The sequence below is a fragment of the Chryseobacterium sp. GW823-FHT05E08 genome, from assembly GCF_058795655.1.
Map to the genome: position 1 here is coordinate 910643 of NZ_JBXAHY010000002.1, position 23943 is coordinate 934585.

Here is a 23943-nt window from a genome sequence, read left to right on the forward strand (position 1 = left end):
TTTGCATAAAACTATGAAAAGAGATATTGAGTTAGTTGTTATTTCGGATGTTCATTTGGGAACTTATGGATGTAAGGCTAAAGAATTATTAAGATATCTGAACTCTATTCAGCCTAAAACTTTAGTTTTGAATGGTGATATTATTGATATCTGGCAATTCAAAAAGTCTTACTTCCCTAAACCTCATTTAAAGGTGATCAAGAAAATTCTTTCTTTGGCCACCAAAAATACGGATGTGTACTACATCACAGGGAACCACGACGAGATGTTCCGCAAGTTTACCGATTTTCAATTGGGTAAGCTTAAAGTCTGCAATAAAATCTGTTTAGATATCAATCAAAAGAAAACCTGGATCTTTCATGGAGATGTTTTTGATGCATCTGTTCAGCATTCCAAATGGATTGCGAAATTGGGTGGAAAAGGCTACGATTTATTAATTGTAATCAATAATGTTGTAAATTGGTTCTTAGAGAAAATGGGTAAAGAGAAATATTCATTTTCAAAAAAGATAAAGAACAACGTAAAAAAAGCAGTGAAATATATCGGAGATTTTGAATTAACAGCTTCTGAACTGGCCATTGATAATCATTATGATTACGTTATCTGTGGTCACATTCATCAGCCTCAAATCCGTGAAGTTGTAACTAAAAAAGGGTCTTGCACTTATCTTAATTCCGGAGATTGGATTGAAAACCTTTCTGCATTGGAATACAACGATAACGAATGGAAGATTTTTTATTACGATGAGCACAAACATTTGCTGCAAGATGATGAAGTTGAAGAAATTCAGGAGATGGATAACACTGAGCTTTTAAAAATAGTAACCAATTTTTCTTAAATGAAGATTTTATACGCATTTCAGGGCACCGGGAACGGACATGTCGCAAGAGCGCAGGAAATTATTCCTATTCTAAAAAAATATGCTTCGGTTGACACTTTGATCAGCGGGCATCAATCGCAATTAAAGGCCGATTTCGACATTAACTATCAACATAAAGGTATTTCGCTGCTTTATAATAAAACCGGAGGATTATCCTATCGAAAAACGTTTTTTGAGAATAAATTTCTTGAAGCGGTAAAAACGATCAGAGAATTAGAGTTAAAACAGTATGATTTGATTATTAACGATTACGAACCTTTGACGGGTTGGGCTTCTAAATTAAATAAGCTTCCAATGATCGAATTAAGTCATCAGGCGTCAATGAGTTTTCCTGAAACTCCTAAACCCAAAAAGAAAGATTTTCTTGGAGAATTAATTTTGGAATATTATGTTCCGAGTGAAAGAAAGATAGGTTTCCATTTTGAAAATTACCATCCTCAGATTAAAAAACCTGTTATCAGACATAAGATCAGAAATCTCAATCCCGATAAAAAAGGCTATTATCTTGTTTATTTACCGAGTTTTTCTGATGAAAATATCATTAAAGTTTTAGAACAAATTCCTATTGAATGGAAAGTATTTTCTAAGCACAGTAAAATTCAATCTAAAGTAAAAAATGTTGAAGTTTTCCCAATTGATGAAATTCAATATTTAAAATCCTTTGAAAACTGTGAAGGAATTTTATGCAACGCCGGTTTTGAAACCCCTGCCGAAGCTCTTTTTATGGATAAAAAATTATTCGTTATTCCGATTCATAATCAGTACGAACAGGAATGTAATGCTTGTGCTTTAGATAAAATGGGAATCCCGAATTCTAAAGTTTTAGATTTAAATGAAATAACGGATTGGGTAGCTTCCGATCATCATCTGAAAGTTGACTACCCGGATGATATTGAGCAAATATTGGTGAATGAAGTTTTAATTCTTTAAAAAAATATCATCAACATCACTCATTCTCGTCATCACAGCTCTTGCGTAAGAACAGTGTGGATAAACATTCCATTTATTTTCTCTTGAGAATTTGATGGCTTCTTCAACCAAATATTTCCCCATTCCTCTACCTTCAAATTCTGGATGAACCAAGACGAAAGAAATGATCAGTTTATTATCTTCAGGGAAAATCGTATAAGTCAATCTTCCTATTTCTTTGATTTCGTTATTTAGCGTAAGAACTCCGCCGTTTCCGGATTTATTGTTTTCAAATTTCATAATTAAGGCTTTGTTGATTAAATACAAAAACTGCACCGAGCTTTTGTTAAACACAAATTACACTAATTTTTTTCACAAATAACACAATGTTGTATTTCAATAGGAACGGGCTTTAGCCCGTTTAATGTTTTATGGATTCAATTGGCTTTAGCCAAAACTTAAAGCCAGATTTTAACTATCCTTTCCCGTATAATAATTATAATCTTTAATAACGACATTAATAAACTGTCTTTCCGTCATTTTTGTAGCATCAACTTCAAGCTTTAAAATCCCTTTTATTTTATCGGAAAGTTTGCTGATAATCTGTCTGTCATCAACTCTCAAAGCTTTTGTGTAATTGTCTTTAATAATTCTCATGTCATTGTCGGTTAACGCAATAACCTGTGGAAATGATGGGATATAATCTTCTTTAATATTTTCTAAAATCGTATGAGAAATATTAATGCTGTTTTTTAATGAAATCACAGCCGTTCCAGAAGCAATATCTCCCAAACGCTGATTGTTTTTAGAAACGATCATAGAAATTAAACCAACAACTCCCGCAAAAGAAGTATCAATCAATCTGAACATCCAGCGAATCAAATAATCTCCAAAACTTGCCTGATAACCATCAATTTTCACCACACGGATTTTCATTAGTTTTTTTCCGGGAGTCTGGCCTTCCGTCAAACTTTCTAAAACTACAGGATAAATGTAAATAGGAAATGTAATCGCAATATAAATTGCCATTTGTGACCATTGATCGAGACCATTTAATAAATATCCAAGATCAAAAAAATTAAAAAATACGTAAAAAGCAATCACTGCATACGCAACCTTAATCAGAAGATCGATGATAAACGCAAGCATCCTTTCTCCAACACTGGCGATGTTGAAATTAATATTTACATTTTGTGAAGTATTAATCGCAATTTGAGACATATTTTTTATTATTTTAGCCTTACAATTATGAGAGAGGTTTATTTCATTAAACAAAATAAAGAAAAATGGTTGGGAATTGAACAGGTTATTCAAGGGAAAATTAAAAAAAATCCTGATGACCTGTCTTCGTTGTACATCAACCTTATCAATGACCTTTCTTTTGCGCAGACTTATTACCCCAAAAGTAATACAACGGTTTATTTAAATCACTTATCTTCTCAGATATTTCAAAAAATTTATAAAACTAAAAGAGTAGAGGAAAATAGGATTTTATATTTCTTCAAAACTGAAGTTCCTTTGCTGGTCTATCAATACAGAAGATATTTGACATATGCATTTCTGTTTTTCACTTTATTTACACTGATTGGAGTTCTTTCCGCGATTTATGATAAGGATTTTACGAATATTATTCTTGGCGAAGATTATGTCAATCAAACCATAGAAAATATTAAAAAAGGAAACGCGGTCGGAATATATCAAAGCGGCTCAACGTGGGGAAGTACGATCGGAATTATTTTCAACAATATCGGAGTCGGTGCAAAATTATACATCTACGGAATTGCAGGCGGAGTTGGAACTTTATACGCTTTACTCTCAAACAGTGTGATGTTGGGTTCATTTCAATATTTTTTCTATGATTATGGAGCTTTAAAAGACAGTGCAAGAGGAATCTGGCTTCACGGAGTTTTTGAAATTTTCTCGATGGTCGTTGAGGCGATGTGCGGATTAATCTTGGGAGCTTCCATTTTATTTCCGAAAACTTTTTCGAGATTTAATTCTTTTAAAAACGGTTTTAAAGATTCATTTAAAATATTTTTAAGCACGATTCCATTTACGGTTTGTGCAGGAATTATTGAGGGATATATCACAAGACATGCTTTAAAAATGCCTTTGATTCTGAATTTAATTATTATTTTCGGGACACTGGCGATCATAGGATTTTATTATATTATTTATCCGTCAATTGTCAACAAAAAAACTAACAACCAAATCAATGATGCAGTTTTATAAAAAAAGAGATTTCGGAACTTTTATAAGCGACAGTTTTAATTTTTTCAAATTATACGGTAAAAATTATTTCAAAAGTTACATTTTACTGAATGGTTTGCTGATGATCCTAATGGTAACTGTATTTGTTTTAGGATACAGAGAATTGTTCTCGCAAATTTTAGGCTCTAATCTTAGTGGCGAAAGCTATTATTTTCAACAATATTTTGAGGACAATCTGGGAATGCTGATCGTTGTTGGGATTTTTACCTTTCTTCTTTTCTTGCTTTTAATGATCATCAATTATTTGTTTCCTGTTTTTTATCTAAAAAGACTGGGACAAGGACAGGAAAAGATCAAAACAGATGATATTCTGAGTGATTTTAAAAATAATGCTGGCAAAATTGTTAAGCTTTGTTTAGGCATGATGTTTATCGTTACACCATTGTCATTTATCATCATAGGATTTTCTTATGTGTTGGTTTTGATTGTAATAGGAATCTTCTTGATCTTATTGGTTTTCCCAACGTTATTCAATGTTGTTACATTTTTGATGTATGATTATTTTAATTCTAACCGAGGCTTTTTCGAAAGTTTAAGCTATTCCATCCGATCTCAGTTTTCTTATCCAAACGGACGTGAAAAATCACCCTATTGGAAATATTGGGGCTCAACGATCATTGTTTCAATCATTTTATATGTTGTAACATCAATTTTTACGTTTGTTCCGATGATGTTTTTCTACGGATCACTTTTAACTTCCGCTCCGGATGGTAATTTTGAACAGAATCCGTTTGCAGGAACAGCCGGAATATTTTTCTTTATATTGTACGGAATCTCGATGCTTGTGTCGTTTTTCCTTTCAAATATGCTGTACGTAAATTCAGGATTGATGTATTATGACAGCAGAACAGACCTTCATCAAAAAGTAGAATTAGCAGAAATAGACACCATCGGTAATAATGAATAAAATTCTTTTTTTCTTACTGATATTTTTCTCCTTTGAATCCTCATTTGCTCAGGATCAGACAGGTCCGCCGCCTGTTGCGGAAGCATATATAGATTCATTGAGCACTGGGCATTACAAAAATATGTACCGTGCAGATTCTGTTTTGCTTAAAAATCCAGTTTCTGAAAACACGGTTTATCCAAAGAAGTTCAAGGAAAATATTCAGTCGAGATACAAAGGATATGAGTTTGATTACACAACCATTAAACCGAAAGAATCTTTCTGGCAAAAGCTTTTAAGAAAGATTGATAAAATATTGCAAAGTATTTTTGGCGATACCGTTTTCACGAAATCTGGCAATATTGCAGGAATTTTAATTCGAATATTTGCCATTATTCTGGTCGGCTTTCTTTTGTATTTTATTATTAAATATTTAATTGGAAAAGACGGAGATTTTATCTTCGGAAAAAAGAATAAGAAAGTAATTATTAAAGATGAAGAGCTTCATGAAAATATTCATGAGATCAATTTCCCGGAAAGTATTGCTAAGTTTGAAAGGGAAGGAGATTACCGTTCGGCGGTTCGTTATCAGTTTTTATTTGTCTTGAAAAAATTAAGTGATAAAAAATCCATCAATTGGAATCCTGAAAAGACCAATAAAGATTATGTTACAGAACTGAAAGCTCCTCATCTGAAAAATGATTTTTCTAATTTATCCTACATTTTCGAATACGTTTGGTACGGAGAATTCAATATTGATGAGCAGAGTTATCAGAAATTCAAAGCCCAATATCAAGCCTTTAAACCTTAATTAAACTCTTTTTACAATGAATAAAACTTTCAAAATATATGCTGTAATTTTCATCGTTGTGATGTTGATTTTGGCGTTGCTTGAAGTGAACAAAAAAGAAGTTACAGATTGGCGTAAGAATTTCGATACGAATGAAAAATCGCCTTTCGGATTGTTTATTTTCGATCATGAAGCAAAAGATCTTTTTAAAAATAAACTGAAAAAAGTAGATCAGACACCTTACGATTATTACAATACTCATAAAAAAGAATCACATAATATTCTGGTTGTAGAAACCGATGTCGATACAGAATCCTGGAACAAGATTTTAGATCAGGTTTCCAAAGGTTCAGACGCGATGTTGGTTGTAAGTCAAATTCCAAAAGAGGTTTCGGACAGCATCGGATATTATGATTCAGAAATATCTTTTGCGGATGAAAATGTGTTGAAACTAACTGATAAAAAATACCAGAACGATTTTATTAAATTAGATAAATTTCCTTCGGGCAGAGGATTTTCTTATATTAAACCACAAGTTGAAATTCTTGGAAAAACAGTTGAAAAAAACAATTCGGATCAGGCTAATTTCATTAAAATTAAATTCGGAAAGGGAAATATTTATGTTCATTGCGAACCTCTTTTCATGACGAATTATTACCTGCTGAAATCCGGAAACATAAAATATGCTCAAGATGTTTTTTCGTATCTTGACGATAAGGAAACGATTTGGTTTGTAGAAAGTAATGCGAAAGTTTCTCGTTTCTTTATGAGATTTATTTTGTCGAATCCGGCCTTGAAATACGCTTGGTGGGTACTTTTGGGAGGATTGGTGTTATTCGTTTTCTTTAATGCAAAAAGAAAGCAGCGTATCGTTCCTGTCATTGAGCCGTTAAAAAATACCTCGGTAGATTTTGTGAAAAGTATCGGAAATCTCTATCTTCAGGAAGGCGATTTTCATGATATGATGGCAAAAAAAGCCCAATATTTCCTAAATAAAGTAAGGCTTGATTTTCTCATTGACACCCAAAATTTAGATGAAGAATTTGCCAAAAAGCTTCAATTAAAAACAGGAAAAACAATCGAAATGATTAATGAAGCCATTAATCTGATCAGAAAAGCGCAAGATCCTTACGCTCATGTGATGAAAGAAGATCTAGCAAGAATGAATAAATTGCTTGACGAAATTTTAAAATAAAAACAGGGAGTCCCGAAGGGACGACATAAAACAGCGTTGGATGAAGTCCAATCAAATTAAAATAGAACTGTTACATTGTTAAATTAAAACAATATGGAAAACCTTGAAAACCAAAATATAGAAAATCAAAATTCTATAAATCTCGATAAAAAAGAAAACGATTTTCAGTCTCGAATTGATATGATTGAACTTCGTGCAAGCTTAGAAAAAGTAAAATCTGAAATTGCAAAAGTTATTGTTGGTCAGGAAAGTATGATCGAACATCTTTTGGCTGCACTTTTATCCAACGGTCACGTTTTGATCGAAGGGGTGCCGGGGGTTGCAAAAACGATTACTGCAAAATTGTTGGCTAAGACAATTGATGTTGGTTTCAGCAGAATTCAGTTTACGCCGGATTTGATGCCTTCCGATATTCTGGGAACATCAATTTTCAATGTCAAAAACTCTGAATTTGAATTTAAAAAAGGACCAATTTTTTCCAACTTTATTCTGATCGATGAGATCAACAGATCACCTGCAAAAACTCAGGCTGCAATGTTTGAAGTTATGGAAGAAAGACAAATTACAATGGACGGAATCCGTTACGTAATGGAAGAACCGTTTTTGGTAGTTGCCACACAAAACCCTATTGAGCACGAAGGAACGTATAGGCTTCCGGAAGCTCAATTAGACCGTTTTCTATTCAAAATTAATGTTGGATATCCTAATCTTGAACAGGAAATTACCATCATTAAAAATCAGCACGAAAGCAAAAGAGAGGACAAAACGGAAGCTGTAAACCGAGTGGTTAGTGCAGAACAGTTGAAAAGTTATCAACAATTAGTTAAAGAAGTCATTGTTGAGACTCATTTGATAGAATATATTGCGAAAATCATTATTAATACAAGAGAAAATCAGTTCTTGTATTTGGGAGCTTCACCAAGAGCGAGTTTGGCTTTATTAACAGCTTCAAAATCTTTCGCAGCTTTGAGAGGGAGGGATTTTGTAACACCAGAAGACATCAAAGAAGCAAGTTACGCTGTTTTAAGACACAGAGTAATCGTTTCTCCTGAAAGAGAAATGGAAGGCTTAACTGCCGATGAAATAATCCGACAAATATTAGAAGGAATAGAGATTCCTAGATAAAATGCTTAAAAACCTTTACATAAATACTCGCTTTTTCGTCGCGCTCATCGGAGTGGGGATTCTTTATGTCTTGGCGTTTTTCTTCCCTATTTTGATGGTGTTGGCTCATGCTGTTTTATTGATTTGTTTTCTTGCGGCAATGGTTGATTATCTCTTGCTTTTTAACCAAAAAGAGGCAGTTTTAGCACAAAGAATTTTACCGGAAAAATTATCCAACGGCGATGAAAATCCTGTGAAAATTGATGTCAAAAATAATTACGGTTTTAAGATTGATACTAAAATTATTGATGAAATTCCATTCCAGTTTCAGAAGAGGGATTTCTTGATCAGAAAGCAGATAGAGTCGGGAAGAAATACCTATTTTCAGTATACTTTAGAGCCAAAGGAGAGAGGCGAATATAATTTTGGAAGTTTAAATATTTATGCATCATCTCCGATCGGATTTATTTCAAAGAGATTTAGGTTTCAGAAAGATGCCAATTTAGCTTCCTATCCGTCATTTGTACATCTCAGAAAGTATGAATTAATGGCACTTCAAAGTGAATTTTTACTGGGCGGAATTAAAAAGATAAGAAAGCTCGGTCACACGATGGAGTTTGAGCAGATCAAAGAATATGTTCCCGGTGATGATATCAGAACGATCAACTGGAAAGCGACTTCTAAAACCAACCGTTTGATGGTTAATCAATTTCAGGATGAAAAATCACAACGTATTTTTATGTTGATTGATACCGGTAGAACGATGAAAATGCCTTTCAACGGATTGAGTCTTTTAGATTATTCAATCAATGCAACGATGGCTTTGTCTCATATTATTTTGAAAAAAGGTGATCGTGCGGGAATGATGACGTTCTCAAAAAAAACGGAGAATAAAATTGCGGCAGAAAATAAATCAGGTCAGCTTAAAAAGATTTCGGAAGCACTTTATAATATCAATACCAACTTTTTTGAAAGTGATTTTAACAGATTATATCAGGACGTAAAATACTCGATCAATCAAAGAAGTTTGATTTTATTATTTACAAATTTTGAAACATTGGACGGGCTCAACCGTCAGTTAAAATATCTACGCGGAATTGCGAAAAACCATTTGTTGGTTGTTGTATTTTTCAAAAATGCAGAACTTCACACATTGATCAATAAAAATCCTGAAAGCATGCAGGAAATTTATGATGAAATTATCGCTGAGAAATTTGAATTTGAAAAGAAATTAATCATTCAGGAGCTTCGTAAATATGGGATTTATACGGTTTACACGCTTCCTGAAAATTTAAATATCGATGTTATTAATAAATATTTAGAGATAAAAGCGAGAGGAATTTTATAATTTTGTAGATGAAAAAAGTAGTAGTTATTTGCCTTCTGGCTTTAGTAATTAATTGTCAGGAGAAGCATGAAAAGCTTAAAAGAGAAGGAGAGCCGGATGTTGTATATTTTAAGAATTCGGATGAGGAAATGAATGCTGCCGTAGAAAGTGCAAAAAAAACTTTGCCTGAATTTGAAAAAGCAATACAAAGTGATAATCCTAATTATTCCAATTTTACTCTAAAGCAAAAGTTTGACACATCTGATGGAGGAGGTGAGCATATTTGGATAGGTGATATTCAGCTTAAAGAAGGGAAGTATTATGGAATAGTTCAAAATGAACCTGCTGATGCGAAAATAACGGTTAAGTTAGGAGATTCTGTTGAAGTTATCCCTGAGAGAATAAGTGATTGGATGTATAATGACAAAAATGTTGTAAAAGGAGCTTATACCATAAAGGTCATAAGAAAATATATGAGTCCTAATGAAAAAAAGGAAATGGATGCAGAAGGATTAATTTATGAATAAGAAAAATATTAAATAGAAATGAAAATAACACTCAACAGAATAAACGACGATTTTTTATTTGAATGCACCAATTCTCAAGGGAATTCCATTCTTTTGGATAACACAACACAGCCGGGAGCAAAAGGAGTTTCGCCAATGGAAAGTGTTTTAATGGCAGTTGCAGGTTGCAGCGGAATAGATGTAGTTTCTATTTTGAAAAAACAAAGACAGGAAATCACAGATTTCAAAGCAGAAGTAGAAGGAGAAAGAGTTCAGGTTGATGATGCAAAACCTTTTAAAGCTATTAAAGTTAAATTTTTGCTGGAAGGAAATATCGATCCTAAAAAAGCACAAAAAGCAGCGGAATTATCTTTTGAAAAATATTGTTCAGTTTCTAAAACCTTAGAGCCGAATGTAGAAATTGGATATGAAGTCTATGTAAATGGAGAGAAAATTTAATTATTTTTTCTTTACATCACGAAATAAAAAAACCGGACTCTACGTCCGGTTTTTTGTTTATCAATAAAGTTGTTTGTGAAATTATTTTTTAATGATCTTCGTACTTTTTAGAGTACCGTCTTTCATTGTTAACGTTAAAATATAAACTCCTGTTTTTAGACTTTCCAAATGCAATCCAGAAGATGGATTATCAAAAGTTGTTACTATAATTCCGGAAAGATCCGTTACCACAGCACGTTTTATGTTGTCTGATTTTTCTATATTTAAAACATCTGTGAAAGGATTAGGATAAACAGTTAGTTGCTTTTCAGCTTTCACTTCATTTGTCGCTAAAACCAATGGCTCTAAGGTTACGTTTACTTTCCATGTGTTAGCATCAACTTGGTTGTAGTCTGCGTTACAATCAGATCCTCCGTATGTTCTCCACGCTCTCAGCTCGAAATTTACATTTCCTGTAAGGTTATTCGCTAAAGTTAAACCTGATCTTTCATATGAAAAAGTTCCTGTATTTCCTCCTGAACCTGTTGTAATAGATGGCTCTGAAGTATTGTTGGTAGTACAAACCAGCAAACTATTTTGTTCAGACATCCATCCGTTTCCTTGCGTGGTCATGGTGTAAGATACGCTCGTAGATTTTATTTTGTAACCTGCCGGAACTGCAACTGTAAGTAAGCCAGGACAGTTTGTTGTTGATGTTATGCTTGGCGTACCGCTGCTGTACATGGTGTTGATGTTTCCTGCTGTGTAGGTTGTAGATACCTGTCCGGTTGTGAATTCTTTCATTTTCCAGAAACCTTGTGATGAACCACAGTTTGATCTTACCCAGAAATAATAAGTTTGACCTGTTATTAAATTGTTTAAGGTTACAGAAGTATTTCCAGCTGCTACACTTCCTGTTGGTGTCGTTGTTGCTGTTGGGGCTGTAGGAGAGGTGCTTACATAATATTGATATCCTGACGAAGGCGCACTGGCAGAAGGCGTCCAGCTTAAAGTAGCGTTCGTCATTGTAGAAGTGTAAGTAATATTTGAAGGAGACGCACATGCAGCATAAAGATCCGCTGAAAAAGCAAAAATATTAGGAACTCCGCCTGATGCTTTGGTTACTGTAATACTTTGTACATTTTTAGATTGATTCCCTGCGTCTATAGCTAACGGAATTTGATATAATCTGGGATCTGTTCCGCCTCCGGCTTCTAGATTGTCATTATTTATATTAATTCTTCCAATCCCCTGAATGGCAAAATTGGAACCGTAATACCAGTCTGAGATAGCAATTCCGCTGAAGGTTTGAGTGGTAGCATCTGAGAAATTAACGGTAACATTCACTGTACAATCTCCACTTCCGCCGGTTGCCAGCATGTATAGGCTTAGAACGGGAGTAGGCGTTGAAAGTGTCAATGTTCCGGAATCGTTTACGTTTTGCAGTCTTAAAGAATTGTTGGAGCTATAAGGTGCAAGCTGATAACTCAATCCTGAAGTAGAACCAACTGCCGAATTAATAATTCTGTTAATTGGTAGCCCGTAACTAAGCGCAGTACTTGAAGAAGTCAGTTGAAAATCTTTTGATATAAAGGCATAACTTACTCCGTCTACATCGTTGTTGGTGGATGAAGCAGAAGGGCCAACTCCGTTTGCGATAACATCGGCATTAAATCCACTTTGAATCGAGATCGGTTGATATTCTTGAGCTTTGATTTGATTAATGAACATGCTTGATAACACCAAGCCTGTAAGAGGTAGTAGTTTTGTTTTCATAAAAGCTATAATGGTTTTTGTTGTGCTAATATATGTAATATGTTGTAAATAATTTAATAAAAATTAAAATTTAATATTAAATTTCGATTAAAATGGTTTTTAAAGTACCTATATTTTATTTGTTGATGCTAAGTTGGTAAATAATCATAAAAAAAATACCCTCTCATAAAATGAAAGGGTAGAATATTGAAAATTATTTCTTTAGTTTTTAATGATCTTTTTCGTGAATGTTTCTTTTTCGGTAATTATTTTAAGAATATACATTCCCGAAGAATTACTGTGAATTGAAACCTTTGTATTTTGAGAATTAATTCCTATTTGTTTCTGAATAATTCTTCCTTGTGCATCATAGATCTCAATTGAATTGATCTTAGAATCAGTATTGATGTTTACATCTCCTTTTGTTGGGTTTGGATAAACATTTACCGAGGTTTTATCTTTACTGCTATCTACAGCAGATAATGACGCTGATGCTTCAATGTTTGTAACTGCATCATTGGTTTCTACAGGGAAATTATAATCAAAATAAATATTGGCTTTATTATTTACACTGTCACCCGATACCAAATTATTTTTAGATTTAACCTTCAATGCGATATTTCCGTGGGCAGAAGCTGCAAGGTTGATGTCTTTCATCATGAATTCTACTTTATTACCTGTAATTTTAGTGTAAGAATTATGAGATGTATTTTGTAACTGTAATGAAGAAATATCAAAATCATCAGGATTTATCTCCATTTCTACAACAATATTCGTTGCCGGAGCTGTTCCTGTATTTTCAAAATTAACCATATAATGAAGATATTTTCCGACCATTGCTAATGGAATTGTATTTCCTTCAAGACAAGTAATATCATTCGGATCATATGAACCTACAATAGTTTGCTTATACACAAATTGATTATCATCCTGATTTGCATCTCCGGAAACAGGAGTGATATTCGCTGAGAAATTAAGAATATCTCCAATATTCACAGGATTTGTAGCATGGGTTGGAGGATTCACATTAAATGTAATTTCAGAAGCTGTATTCTGATAAGGCTTTAAATTAGAAAAATTAAACGTCACTTGATTTCCCGAAGCCGTAGAAGGCAATGATGAAGAAAGGAAGTTTATTTTAGAATTATTAAAATTAACTATTACGCTTCCAGAAAGAGTCGTATTTCCTTTATTTCTCCAGATCACTTTATAAACTGCATCGAAACCAGGTCTTGCATCAGTAACAGGAGCAAAAACAACTTCCAAATCTTTTACATTTCCATTTTTGGTAACACAGATGTTTTGAGTTGAAATATTATTGTTGTTATCTGCAAAGGTTGTCGTGAAGCTTGAAGGTGTTACTGTATAAAGTGATGGGTTTTCAGGCTCCGCTGTTACTGTGAAATTTCCATTTTGTACAAATAAATTATAATTTCCATCAATTTTAGCGAAAGTTTCTTCGGTAGTTGTTCCGTTATTTACTTTCAGCTTCATATGTTGGAAAACTTCATCATTAGTATCACAGCCATTGTTGTTTTCATCGAATCTTACAGTTCCTGTGATGGTATTGTAGTTTCCGCCGGGAGCGAAATTACAGTAATCATTTACATTGGCAACTATGTTCATTGAGGCAAGATAACTTTCAATATCAGTTATTTGAGAAACGTCACAACAGATATATTGAAGGTTGGAATTGTCTGGGAACATGAGATATTCGTTTTTCCCATTTTTCATAAAAATTTTCTCTATTGATGAAGATTCAAAAGAGGCCACTTCCAAATTAGTACAATTATTTACATTGAATGTTTTTGTAAATGTACCATCGTTGGTAGGAGTTAATCCTGTAAGCCCAAAGGATGTGTCTGCATAGGTTTCTGAAACTGCTCTTATTTTAGAATGTCCACTGAAATCCACATCTATAATTCTATTTCTACCCATAACCAAAGAGTCCAAATTAGGATAGTTATTAATATTCAGGTCTGTTAGATTATTACTTACGACATTTAAGTTTTTAAGAATATTAGAAGTCCCTGTTAAGTTGTTTAATTGATTATATTCTAAATTTAAAGTAACAAGGCTTGGAATAGTTGATGTATTGAAACTTGTTAACTTATTGGCTTGAAACTGTAATTTTTTTAAATTATTTGTATTGACAAATTCATATGATGCCAGTTCATTTCTTGCTGTATTTACATCTTCTAAATTCGAGGCATTTTTTACCTTTAGATGAGTCAGTTTATTATAACTTACGTCTATTGAATTTAAAGCATTACAGTCTTCAATATCTAAACTTTGTAAGCTCCAAATTGGAGGGGTAGAAAAATAAATGCTATTAATTGTGCTGCTGTGATTAAACTGTTGTAAGCTGGGGCAGTTTTTAATAATAACATTCTTTAATCCTTCTTGTTTATCAAAAGAAATATTGGCGAGCAAAGGGCAATTTTCTATGTTTACGGATTGTAAAAATTGTGTATTAAAATCAAGAATAGGTGAATTTATTTGGTTGTAAGTGGGGGCAGTTATTGATACATTTTCCAAATTCGGTAATCCATTACAATTAAATTGAGTTAAGACATGATTGTGCACCGAAAGTGTCTTCAGTTTTAGATTATTGCTAATATTTAAATTTTGAAGGCTTCCGGGGGAATTATTATATGCATTATGATAAGCAAGGTCTAGGTTTTCAAGATTTACAGCAGGGCTTGCATCAAAAGTATCAGACCAATAATCAACTATCGAAATGTTTTTTAAATTTGGACAGTTTGCTATTTGAGGTTGGCTGGCAATCATTGCCAAGTCTATTTCAGTTAAAGCTGGACAATTGTTTGTACTTAAATGACTTAAATATTGAGAATTGCATTTTATACTCTGTAGATTTTGACAGCCATTAGTTGCAAGTCCCGTTATATTTCCATCAATAATTAAATTTGTAAAAAGTGGGCAATAACTCATATCCAATGTTCCAAAATAAACAGAATTTTGATTAGGGAAATTATATCCCATCTCTATATTTATAGTATTCAATAAATTACAATGACTTACATCTAGTTTTAATAAACCGAAATAATTTATGTTAACCTGTTTTAAAGATTGATGATTACTAAGATTTAGTGTCTCATTACCAAAAATTGGATCACTAAAAAAAGTATTACCGTTTAGGGTAAGATTTTCAAGATTGGCTAAAGTTTGGATAGAAGCTAAAATATTTTGAATATAACTTACATTTAGCGGAAGATCTATACGAACATCTTTTAATAACGGAGTATTTGAAAAGCTTTGAAGATTAATTCCCTTAATAGAAAAACTCTTTAAATTTGTGCAATTAGCTACAGATGCATTTCCATTGTCAAAACTCCCGAATGAAATATCCAAATTCTCTAATAAGTTAAGATTTGAAACCATAATACCAGAACTGGGAGTATTATAATAATCAATTTTGATGTTTTTTACATTCACAAAAGATAAAATTCCCTGATAATTTTGGATAGGATTGGTACTGTTATAACCTGAATTAAGATCAATAATTTCTAAAGCTCCAACCTGATTAGCCTCACTCTGCTGTATTTGCCCATCACTGTTAGCATCAATTTTAAAATAATTTCCATTTAAATCCTTAGCAACAGTATTACTTGCTGATGAAGATAGAAGTTTGGCTTTAAAATTTGCATCTGGAATACTGATGTTTTGTGCTTTTAATCCCAAAATACTCATTGAGAAAGAAAGCAAGAGAAATAATTTTGTTTTCATTATGTGTTTTTATTGTATGTTTTAATTTTTAATCACTTTTTTCATAAATGTTTCCTTTTCGGTACTTATTTTAAGAATATAAGTTCCCGAAGTATTCCCGTGGATTGAAATCTTTGTATTTTGAGAATTAATACCTGTTTGCTTCTGGGTAATTCTTCCCTGTGCATCATAAATTTCAATTGAACTAATCTTAGAATATGCGTTGATATTGACATCGCCTTTAGTAGGGTTTGGATAAACATTTACAGAATTTTTATTGTTTGAAATATCATTTGTTGATAATACGGGACCAGTTACATTACAATCGGTATAAACAGCGCACGTTGTATTATTCATTAAATCAAGTTGATTTTGAACGTCTGTAGCCTCGCTTGCATCACAACAGATAAATTGGGTTGGAGATAAAATAAAATAGTCAATAAATTCATTAGCTCCATTTTTTATATACATTCTTTCCAATACCGAAGATGCTACAGAAATATTCTGCATGCTTGGACAGTTATTTACATTGAGGCTTTTTAAATAGTTGTCACTGTTAATAACAGGGACGTTAGTGTCGTAAAACTCATTGTAACCATAGTCTTTAATAAGAATTGATTGTAATTTCTGATGTCCGCTAAAATCTATATCAACGAATTTATTATATCCAATCGAAATCAACTCTAAGTTTGGAGTACTGTGAATGTTGAAGGCAGTCAGATTATTATTAAAAACATGAAGCTTTTTTAATTTGTTTGAACTTCCTTGAATGCTTGTTATCATGTTAGAATTACAATCTAATATTTCTACACTTGGCATTTTCGATAAGTCCACATTTGTAATTTTATTGGCCGTTACGGATAATGCTTTGATATTTGGACTGTTATCCATCAAAATATTGTCTGTGGTTGTAAGCAAGCCTTTATAGGCAATAATTTCTTGTAAGCTTGGACAGTTCTTTACATTTAGATTGGTAAGACTTGTTCTCGCAACATTGGTGGAAATTAAATTTGTACAACCCTCTAGATTCACTTCTTTTAAAGCCAATTTTTCCGGGGAAGAAATATGATTCGGACCAAAATAATCTTGATGGTTATGATTAAATTGAGTAAGAGAAATGCAATTTTTCAGATTAACCATTTCTAAAGCACTTTGAAAACTCAAATCAATATTTATAAGTGATGTACAGTTTTCCCCGTTTAAATATTTTAACCTCGTTCCTTGTTCGGGTAAGCTAGTCAGTATAAAAGAATTATTTTCAATGCTCATTTCTAGGCTAGTTAAGTTGGCCATATTGCTTACATCAATTCCTCTTAAAGGATGATTATTAAAAGCTATCGTTTCTAGATTTGGAGAGCCTTTTAAATCTACATCATATAAGCTGCCCCAATAATAGAATTGTGTTTGCCCCATATTTTCTAACCCGCCACCATCACATTTAATTTTTTTCAAATTAATCATTCCATAAGTATTGATGGAGCTTAAAGATGTAGGAGTAATAGGAAATGATTCATTCAAATCCAATTCTCTAATTTGAGAAAGCTCAGACAATTGTAAAATACCATCTCCGTTTGCATCAATTTTAAAATATTGATTGCTAAGATTTTTTGCAACCATATTAGATGAGGATGAGTAAAGTAATGCTGCTTTAAAAGCCGGATCAAGATAGGGTATTGTACTGATGGTTTGTGAAATACTTCCTGTGGATGGCAAAATATCAGAACTGTCTTTTAAAACTTCCGTTAAAGCAGGATTGTTTGAAACATTAAGTGTTTGAATATTATTTGAATGCGCATCAATAAAAGATAAACCTGAAAGCTGATTTCCGGATAAATTAACGGTAATAAGATTAGGTAAATTCGATACGTTGATATAGATAAGGCTGTTATTAGCTAAATTAATATTCTTTATGTTTGGTGAATATTGAAAATAAGCACCAGAGATGTTATTATTGTTGGCAATAATTGTCTGCAGACTTTCAAGCCCTTGTAGTTCTAATCTTTGAATAGTATTGTTAGAGCAGTCAAGTTTTACAAGATTTCTGAATTGAAATATTCCACCAAGCCCATATATATTAGAATTTGATAAATTCAGTTCACTTACTTTTTCAGCTTCATCTTTACTAATATCTCCATCTGCATTTGCATCAACTGCGAAATAATTTCCGTTAAGATTCTTTGCTATGGTATTTCCGGATGAAGAAGCAACTAGTTTTGCTTTAAAATTTCCATCCAAATCCAAACTTTGAGCATTCATTCCCAAGCTAGTCAATAGAAAAGGGAGAGTATAAAATAATTTTGTTTTCATTATATGATTTTATTGTGTTTTTAAATTTTAGATATTTCTGAATTTTAAGCAATAAAGAAAATACGTTCCGATAACATTTTATCAGAAATAATAGCTTGTAAGTGAGATTTTATTGACGTAAAATTAAGATAGAGAACAGATTGCTTTAAGGTCTGTTTATGGATTCCTAATAAGTATATTAGGAACACAGGTGAAAAATTTGTGTTCATTTATTTGTGTTTTCTTGATGCAAATATAAATAAATTATCAATATCTCGCGGCTCTATTATTTAGATATAAATCGATGAATTATGTGTATCAAAAAAGCCCCTTAAAAAGAGGCTTTACATTATATTGTCATTCTAGGTTTCATCAGTTTTGCGACTGTGGCCGTCCATCCTGTTTGATGTGATGCACCAACTCCGCGACCATTATCTCCATGGAAATATTCAAAGAAAGTAATGTAATCTTTAAAGTTGACATCGTAATTAAACTTAGCATTTCCGCCGTTAAAAGCTCGTTCTCCATTTTCATCTTTTAAGAAAATAGAACACAATCTTCCACTGATATTTTGGGCAACTTCATCAAGATTTCTTTTATCTCCGCTTCCGGTTGGTAACTCTACTTTTAAGCTGTTCCCATAATAAAAATGGAAGCGTTGCAAACTTTCAACAATCAAAAAGTTGATGGGAAACCAAATCGGACCTCTCCAATTGCTATTTCCTCCAAACATTCTGCTGTCACTTTCTGCGGGAGTATAATAAACCATATTTTCTCTTCCATGAACAGAGAATACAAACGGATTTTCTTCATAAACTTTAGACATTGCACGGATTCCGTAAGAACTCAAAAATTCCTTTTCGTCAAGCATTCTTGTCAATACTTTTGAGAGTCTGTTTTTACGGAGAATACTCATCAAGTGTTTTCTCCCGTGTCCTTCCTCTTCCCAATGAGAAACCAATTTCGTTAGTTCAGGTTTGTTTTTTAAAATCCATTCCATTCTTGTGGTGAAATTTGGCATTTTATCAAGCAAATGATGATCAATAACTTCTACCGCAAACAATGGAATTAATCCAACAATACTTCTCAAGCGTAAAGAAACACTTTCGCCGTTTCCTAGCTGTAAAACATCATAGAAAAACCCGTCTTCTTCGTTCCACAAGCCTTCTTTGCCATCTCCCATGTTTTCCATGGCTTCAGCGATATAAAGATAATGTTCAAAGAATTTGATGGCCATATCTTCATAAACCTGATAATATTGAGCCAGCTCCATTGCCATTCTCATCATATTCAGAGCGTACATCGCCATCCAGCTTGTTCCGTCTGCTTGTTCGAGGTGTTGACCGTCCTTCAACTCCATATTCCGGTCAAAAGCACCAATGTTATCAAGACCTAAGAAACCTCCACCGAAAATATTATTCCCGCTTTTATCTTTTCTATTCACCCACCAGGTGAAATTAAGAAGCAGTTTTTGAAAAACTTTTTCTAAAAATAAAAGATCCGGTTTTCCATTTGTTTTTTCATCGATTTTAAAAACTCGGAAACAAGACCATGCATGAACAGGCGGATTTACATCACTCAAATTCCATTCATAAGCCGGAAGTTGCCCGTTGGGATGCATGTACCATTCTTTGGTTAATAAAAGAAGTTGGTTTTTGGCAAATTCGGCATCAATTATAGCAAAAGGGACACAGTGGAAAGCCAGATCCCAAGTTGCATACCAGGGATATTCCCACTTGTCGGGCATCGAAATGATGTCTTTGTTGTGCATGTGATTCCACTCCGTATTTCTTACATAATTGTTGAAATCTCTCGGAGCTTCAAAATTGGGATCACCTTTTAACCATTTTCCAACATTGTAATGATAAAACTGTTTGTTCCAAAGTAACCCTGCGAAGGCTTGTCTTTGCACATTTTTTTCGTCCTCACTGCTTACATCATGTTGAATTTCGTTATAATATTCATCAGCTTCAGAAATTCTTGCATTAAAAATTTCATCAAAGTGATTAAATGGTTCATCTGTTTCATTCGGAGAAAGTCTGAAATCAAACGTTTTTGATTCTCCCACTCCAATCATTTCATCAATTAAAAAAGAAGCTTTTGTTCCCTGTTTTTCAGGATTTACAGTGTTGCTTCCGTAGATGATGTGATCATTAATTCCGTCTTTAAAATAGGTATTTCCTGAATAAAGCGTTCCGTATAATTTGGGAGCATTCGTCTCATTTTCACAGAAAACACTGTTGGAATTATTCTTTCTCGAATAGAATTTTTTAATGGAAATACTGTCGTGATTAATATCGATACAGTTTTCCGAAGAAGCATTCAGCTGACCTTTGTAAACGTTGTATCCCCATTTCCAGTTATTTCTGAACCATACGGTCGGAGCAACCAATATAGGAGCCTCTTTCTGACTTCTGTTGGCAACTGTTACTCTTACTAAAATATCATTATGCTCAGCTTTACAATATTCAATGAAAATATCGAAGTACTCGTCATTGTTGAAAATTCCAGTATCAAAAAGCTCGTATTCGGGTTCTTTTTTGCTTCGTCTTCCGTTCTCGGCAATAATTTGGTCGTACGGAAATTCGTTAATAGGATATTTGTACACCATCTTCATATAGCTATGAGTAGGTGTGTTATCTAAGTAATAAAAGAGTTCTTTGAGGTCTTCGCCATGATTTCCCTGATGATTGCTCAACCCGAAAAATCGCTCTTTTACCATTTTATCTTTTTTGTTCCAGAAAGAAAGGGCAAAACATAAAAGCTGCTTCGGATCCGAGATTCCGGCGATGCCTTCTTCTGCCCACCTGTAAGCATAACTTTCCGCTTTATCATGACTTGTAGATCCCCACGCATTACCGTCCGGACTGTAGTCTTCACGCACATTTCCCCATTGTCGGTTGCTTACATACGGTCCCCATTTTTTCCAGTCTTTATCTTGTAGTCTTTGTTTTTCAACACTCATATTTCATCACTTTTCATTACGAAGGTAAGTTTTTTGAAAAATAATTCCAACATTTGGAATCTGAATAAAACGTAACATATCCCTGAAGCTCTTTTGTTTAAAGGCTTTTCGAGATTAAATTAAATTTTTATAAATTTTTAAAATAAATGTTTTATCTTTGCAGCATTCGATCATTCACATATTGAAAATGTTATCAAGAAAGGTTGAGGGATAGACCCTGTGAAACCTTAGCAACCCTTTGCGCAAGCGAAGAAGGTGCTACGTTCTACCAAATATAATTTTGGACAGATAACTTACTGAAGTTCTTTCAGCCATTTCTAATGGCATTTTCAAATTGTATTATCAAAAAGTATAATAGAATTGAAAACAGAACTAAACTATATTAATCTTTCGTATCAGACAAATTCCAATAAGGAATACAATATCCCGTTGAGCTACCAGCTTTTCGGGAAAGACCTGTTTTCAGCACCTATCATTTTAGTTAATCATGCCTTAACCGGAAATTCAGATGTTTCAGGAGAAAAGGGGTGGTGGAAAAAGCTGATTGGTGAAAATCAGGTTATTGATACAAATAAATACACAGTTCTGTGTTTCAATATTCCCGGAAACGGCTATGATAATTTTTTAATTGATGAATATGAAGATTTCACGCCTTCAGATATTGCCAATATCTTTTTAAAAGGCCTTGAAAAGCTTAATATAAAAAACTTGTACGCCATTATTGGAGGTTCTTTAGGAGGAGGAATTGGCTGGGAAATGTTGGTGAAAAACCCACAGCTTGCCGAAATTTTCATTCCTATTGCCTGCGATTACAAAACTCATGATTGGCTTCATGCACAATGTCTGGTTCAGAAATTTTTATTAAATGGAAATGATAAACCACTGCAAAAAGCCAGAATTCATGCGATGTTGTGTTATAGAACACCACAATCTTTAAACGATAGATTTCAAAACAAATACAATCCGGAAAAACAGCTTTTAGAATCGGAAGATTGGCTTGTTTATCACGGAAATTCATTAAACGAAAGGTTTAGTTTAGAATCATATAAACTGATGAACCATTTATTAATGAACATTAACGCAGAAGAAGCTCAACTGGAAAAAATCGAGGCGCGAATGCACATGATCTCCGTTGATACAGACTTATTCTTTCCTGCTTCCGAGATCCGAATGTGCTTTGAAAAGCTTAAAGAAAAAAAGGAAAATGTTTTCTATCACGAGATCAAATCAATTCATGGGCACGATGCCTTCTTAATGGAATACGAACAATTAAATAACATCATTAAAAATATTTTATAGACGATGAAAAATGCTAACGAAATAAAATTTTTAAAAAACAGATCAATCATCAAATTTGAAGGGGAGGATTTCTTAGGTGAAATCGGGATTGACGGACGAATTTTTAAAGCGCTTACTTTAGCGAGAATAAGTGTTGGGGTAATTTCTCAACAGGCAATTGAAAACGGATTATCAATTTTGGTTCAGGAAGCTGATTCCGAAAAAGCGGTAAATTGTCTGATTGACGAGTTTGAAGCAGAAAGAAAATCGGGAAAAGTTTCCCAGATTTACAGTATAAATAATGTTTCTGTAATAGGTTTTGTTGCAGAAGATTTAAATAAAGTGTTGGCTGAATTAGCTAGAAACAACGTTTTTCCATTGCTTTTAAATCAAGTAGGAAGCGAAAAGCGTATCAATATCGTGGTAACGTCTTCGCAAGACGAAAAAGCAAAAAATATCATCGAATCTGAGACCTCTAAAAAACCAAAAACGGTTCATTTAGCAATTATCGGTCACGGAAACGTTGGTAAGACTTTGATAGAGCAGGTTTTACAGTCGTCAGAAGAAATCAGAAGACGTAAAAAGATTGATCTTAAAGTGGTAGCGGTTGCAAATTCAAGAAAAATTGCCTTCAATAAAACAGGTTTTGATAGTAATTGGAGCGATGAGGTTTTAGCTGCAGAAAGCCCATCAGATGTTCAGGAATTAATTAAATTCTCAAAAGAAAATCAGTTAGAAAACCTGATCGTTGTTGATAACACGGCAAGCAAAGATTTTGTTCATAACTATCATGCATTGGCAGAAAATGGATTTGACTTGGTTTCTTCCAATAAAATTTTCAATACACTTCCGATCGAAGAATATCGTAAACTAAGATATACGTTGAACAAAAATAACAGACGTTATTTATACGAAACCAATGTTGGTGCAGGTTTGCCGTTAATTGATACCATAAAACTTTTACACCTTTCAGGAGAAAATATTACTAGAATTAAAGGAGTGTTCTCTGGAACATTGAGTTATGTTTTCAACAATTTTTCTTTAAGAAATGATAAATTTTCAACAATCATCAATGAAGCCCTAGAAAAAGGATTTACAGAACCGGATCCAAGAGAAGATTTGTCAGGAAACGATGTTGCGAGAAAATTATTGATTTTGGCGAGAGAACTTGACTTAATTAATGAATTCGATGACATCAATGTTCAAAATTTGGTACCTGAAAATTTACTTTCCGTTTCAAAACCGGAATTTCTATCCAAATTGGATGAATTGGATGAAGAATATCAAAAAATCAAAGAAAACCAAGAACCTGGTCACGTATTGAGATATGTTGGAGATTTGCATGGTGATTTACAAAAAGACAAAGGTGAATTGGATGTAAAATTAATTTCTGTTCCTGCAACTTCCGCATTAGGACAATTAAAAGGTTCAGATTCAATCTTTGAAATTTATACAGAAAGTTATGGTGAAAACCCAATCGTAATTATGGGAGCCGGAGCCGGAGCTCAGGTTACTGCAAGAGGAGTTTTCGGAGATATTTTAAGAGTAAGTGAAACTAAATAATCAGTGAACCCGAAGGGTTCAATATCAATAGCCGTAGGTGAAACCTATGGAACGAAATAATCAG

18 protein-coding genes and 1 riboswitch are annotated in these 23943 nt (G+C 33.3%); of the genes, 12 read left to right on the forward strand and 6 right to left on the reverse strand.

Going from position 1 to position 23943, the window contains the following annotated elements; translation table 11 throughout:
- The first annotated feature begins 13 nt into the window (after positions 1–13).
- Both AC1Q7L_RS10175 and AC1Q7L_RS10180 read left to right on the forward strand, forming a co-directional pair.
- The gene (locus AC1Q7L_RS10175; RefSeq protein ID WP_066752742.1) at positions 14–838 is read left to right on the forward strand and encodes a UDP-2,3-diacylglucosamine diphosphatase; all 825 of its coding nucleotides are present in this window, start codon (positions 14–16) and stop codon (positions 836–838) included.
- Positions 839–1810, forward strand: a complete 972-nt coding sequence (locus AC1Q7L_RS10180; RefSeq protein ID WP_492305299.1) for a glycosyltransferase family protein — start codon at positions 839–841, stop codon at positions 1808–1810.
- On the opposite strand, the gene AC1Q7L_RS10185 is transcribed toward AC1Q7L_RS10180, so the two are convergent.
- The gene (locus AC1Q7L_RS10185; protein WP_066752734.1) at positions 1799–2089 is read right to left on the reverse strand and encodes a GNAT family N-acetyltransferase; all 291 of its coding nucleotides are present in this window, start codon (positions 2087–2089) and stop codon (positions 1799–1801) included. The genes AC1Q7L_RS10180 and AC1Q7L_RS10185 overlap by 12 nt on opposite strands.
- Positions 2090–2260: 171 nt before the next feature.
- A complete protein-coding gene (locus tag AC1Q7L_RS10190; RefSeq protein WP_492305300.1) occupies positions 2261–3010 on the reverse strand; it encodes an RDD family protein in 750 nt (249 codons plus the stop codon).
- A 27-nt stretch (positions 3011–3037) separates the two neighbouring features.
- Between AC1Q7L_RS10190 and AC1Q7L_RS10195 the strand changes: the two genes are divergently transcribed.
- From AC1Q7L_RS10195 to AC1Q7L_RS10230, 8 genes are all read left to right on the forward strand, one after another.
- Positions 3038–4021 carry a stage II sporulation protein M gene (locus tag AC1Q7L_RS10195; protein WP_066752729.1) on the forward strand — a complete coding sequence of 328 codons (984 nt, stop codon included), beginning with the start codon at positions 3038–3040 and terminating at the stop codon, positions 4019–4021.
- Positions 4005–4967, forward strand: a complete 963-nt coding sequence (locus AC1Q7L_RS10200; RefSeq protein ID WP_492305301.1) for a DUF4013 domain-containing protein — start codon at positions 4005–4007, stop codon at positions 4965–4967. Before AC1Q7L_RS10195 ends, AC1Q7L_RS10200 begins: the two co-directional genes overlap by 17 nt.
- A complete protein-coding gene (locus tag AC1Q7L_RS10205) occupies positions 4960–5757 on the forward strand; it encodes a DUF4129 domain-containing protein (RefSeq protein WP_492305302.1) in 798 nt (265 codons plus the stop codon). The genes AC1Q7L_RS10200 and AC1Q7L_RS10205 overlap by 8 nt, the downstream gene beginning before the upstream one ends.
- Positions 5758–5773: 16 nt before the next feature.
- Positions 5774–6931 carry a DUF4350 family protein gene (locus AC1Q7L_RS10210; protein WP_492305303.1) on the forward strand — a complete coding sequence of 386 codons (1158 nt, stop codon included), beginning with the start codon at positions 5774–5776 and terminating at the stop codon, positions 6929–6931.
- A 93-nt stretch (positions 6932–7024) separates the two neighbouring features.
- On the forward strand, positions 7025–8056 hold the full coding sequence (locus tag AC1Q7L_RS10215) for an AAA family ATPase (protein WP_410691300.1): 1032 nt from the start codon (positions 7025–7027) through the stop codon (positions 8054–8056).
- 1 nt (position 8057) lies between these two features.
- On the forward strand, positions 8058–9383 hold the full coding sequence (locus AC1Q7L_RS10220; RefSeq protein ID WP_492305304.1) for a DUF58 domain-containing protein: 1326 nt from the start codon (positions 8058–8060) through the stop codon (positions 9381–9383).
- Positions 9384–9391: 8 nt separating this feature from the next.
- Positions 9392–9889 carry a YegJ family protein gene (locus AC1Q7L_RS10225; RefSeq protein WP_492305305.1) on the forward strand — a complete coding sequence of 166 codons (498 nt, stop codon included), beginning with the start codon at positions 9392–9394 and terminating at the stop codon, positions 9887–9889.
- A gap of 18 nt (positions 9890–9907) precedes the next feature.
- Entirely contained in the window at positions 9908–10327 is a 420-nt protein-coding gene (locus tag AC1Q7L_RS10230; protein ID WP_410691298.1) for an OsmC family protein, read from the forward strand.
- 81 nt (positions 10328–10408) lie between these two features.
- Here AC1Q7L_RS10230 and AC1Q7L_RS10235 read toward each other — a convergent pair whose 3' ends face one another.
- The 4 genes from AC1Q7L_RS10235 to AC1Q7L_RS10250 form a co-directional block, all read right to left on the reverse strand.
- Entirely contained in the window at positions 10409–12082 is a 1674-nt protein-coding gene (locus AC1Q7L_RS10235) for a T9SS type A sorting domain-containing protein (RefSeq protein ID WP_492305306.1), read from the reverse strand.
- A gap of 201 nt (positions 12083–12283) precedes the next feature.
- A complete protein-coding gene (locus tag AC1Q7L_RS10240; protein ID WP_492305307.1) occupies positions 12284–15808 on the reverse strand; it encodes a DUF7619 domain-containing protein in 3525 nt (1174 codons plus the stop codon).
- Positions 15809–15829: 21 nt separating this feature from the next.
- Complete coding sequence (locus tag AC1Q7L_RS10245) at positions 15830–18094, reverse strand: T9SS type A sorting domain-containing protein (protein ID WP_492305308.1); 2265 nt, start codon at positions 18092–18094, stop codon at positions 15830–15832.
- A 328-nt stretch (positions 18095–18422) separates the two neighbouring features.
- Positions 18423–21038, reverse strand: coding sequence for an MGH1-like glycoside hydrolase domain-containing protein (locus tag AC1Q7L_RS10250; RefSeq protein WP_492305309.1), 2616 nt, complete (start codon positions 21036–21038; stop codon positions 18423–18425).
- Between the two features lie 187 nt (positions 21039–21225).
- Positions 21226–21333, forward strand: a riboswitch (SAM riboswitch).
- A 65-nt stretch (positions 21334–21398) separates the two neighbouring features.
- Here AC1Q7L_RS10250 and AC1Q7L_RS10255 point away from each other — a divergent pair.
- Positions 21399–22337: an alpha/beta fold hydrolase gene (locus tag AC1Q7L_RS10255; RefSeq protein WP_492305310.1), complete on the forward strand. Its 939-nt coding sequence runs from the start codon at positions 21399–21401 to the stop codon at positions 22335–22337.
- A gap of 3 nt (positions 22338–22340) precedes the next feature.
- The gene (locus AC1Q7L_RS10260; protein ID WP_492305311.1) at positions 22341–23879 is read left to right on the forward strand and encodes an ACT domain-containing protein; all 1539 of its coding nucleotides are present in this window, start codon (positions 22341–22343) and stop codon (positions 23877–23879) included.
- Positions 23880–23943: the final 64 nt, after the last annotated feature.

What these genes read in the sequence shown, in the direction of transcription:
- AC1Q7L_RS10175 (WP_066752742.1), top strand. Translation starts at nt 14, where the DNA reads ATGAAAAGAGATATTGAGTTAGTTGTTATTTCGGATGTTCATTTGGGA.
- AC1Q7L_RS10180 (WP_492305299.1), top strand. Translation starts at nt 839, where the DNA reads ATGAAGATTTTATACGCATTTCAGGGCACCGGGAACGGACATGTCGCA.
- AC1Q7L_RS10185 (WP_066752734.1), bottom strand. Translation starts at nt 2,089, where the DNA reads ATGAAATTTGAAAACAATAAATCCGGAAACGGCGGAGTTCTTACGCTA.
- AC1Q7L_RS10190 (WP_492305300.1), bottom strand. Translation starts at nt 3,010, where the DNA reads ATGTCTCAAATTGCGATTAATACTTCACAAAATGTAAATATTAATTTC.
- AC1Q7L_RS10195 (WP_066752729.1), top strand. Translation starts at nt 3,038, where the DNA reads ATGAGAGAGGTTTATTTCATTAAACAAAATAAAGAAAAATGGTTGGGA.
- AC1Q7L_RS10200 (WP_492305301.1), top strand. Translation starts at nt 4,005, where the DNA reads ATGATGCAGTTTTATAAAAAAAGAGATTTCGGAACTTTTATAAGCGAC.
- AC1Q7L_RS10205 (WP_492305302.1), top strand. Translation starts at nt 4,960, where the DNA reads ATGAATAAAATTCTTTTTTTCTTACTGATATTTTTCTCCTTTGAATCC.
- AC1Q7L_RS10210 (WP_492305303.1), top strand. Translation starts at nt 5,774, where the DNA reads ATGAATAAAACTTTCAAAATATATGCTGTAATTTTCATCGTTGTGATG.
- AC1Q7L_RS10215 (WP_410691300.1), top strand. Translation starts at nt 7,025, where the DNA reads ATGGAAAACCTTGAAAACCAAAATATAGAAAATCAAAATTCTATAAAT.
- AC1Q7L_RS10220 (WP_492305304.1), top strand. Translation starts at nt 8,058, where the DNA reads ATGCTTAAAAACCTTTACATAAATACTCGCTTTTTCGTCGCGCTCATC.
- AC1Q7L_RS10225 (WP_492305305.1), top strand. Translation starts at nt 9,392, where the DNA reads ATGAAAAAAGTAGTAGTTATTTGCCTTCTGGCTTTAGTAATTAATTGT.
- AC1Q7L_RS10230 (WP_410691298.1), top strand. Translation starts at nt 9,908, where the DNA reads ATGAAAATAACACTCAACAGAATAAACGACGATTTTTTATTTGAATGC.
- AC1Q7L_RS10235 (WP_492305306.1), bottom strand. Translation starts at nt 12,082, where the DNA reads ATGAAAACAAAACTACTACCTCTTACAGGCTTGGTGTTATCAAGCATG.
- AC1Q7L_RS10240 (WP_492305307.1), bottom strand. Translation starts at nt 15,808, where the DNA reads ATGAAAACAAAATTATTTCTCTTGCTTTCTTTCTCAATGAGTATTTTG.
- AC1Q7L_RS10245 (WP_492305308.1), bottom strand. Translation starts at nt 18,094, where the DNA reads ATGAAAACAAAATTATTTTATACTCTCCCTTTTCTATTGACTAGCTTG.
- AC1Q7L_RS10250 (WP_492305309.1), bottom strand. Translation starts at nt 21,038, where the DNA reads ATGAGTGTTGAAAAACAAAGACTACAAGATAAAGACTGGAAAAAATGG.
- AC1Q7L_RS10260 (WP_492305311.1), top strand. Translation starts at nt 22,341, where the DNA reads ATGAAAAATGCTAACGAAATAAAATTTTTAAAAAACAGATCAATCATC.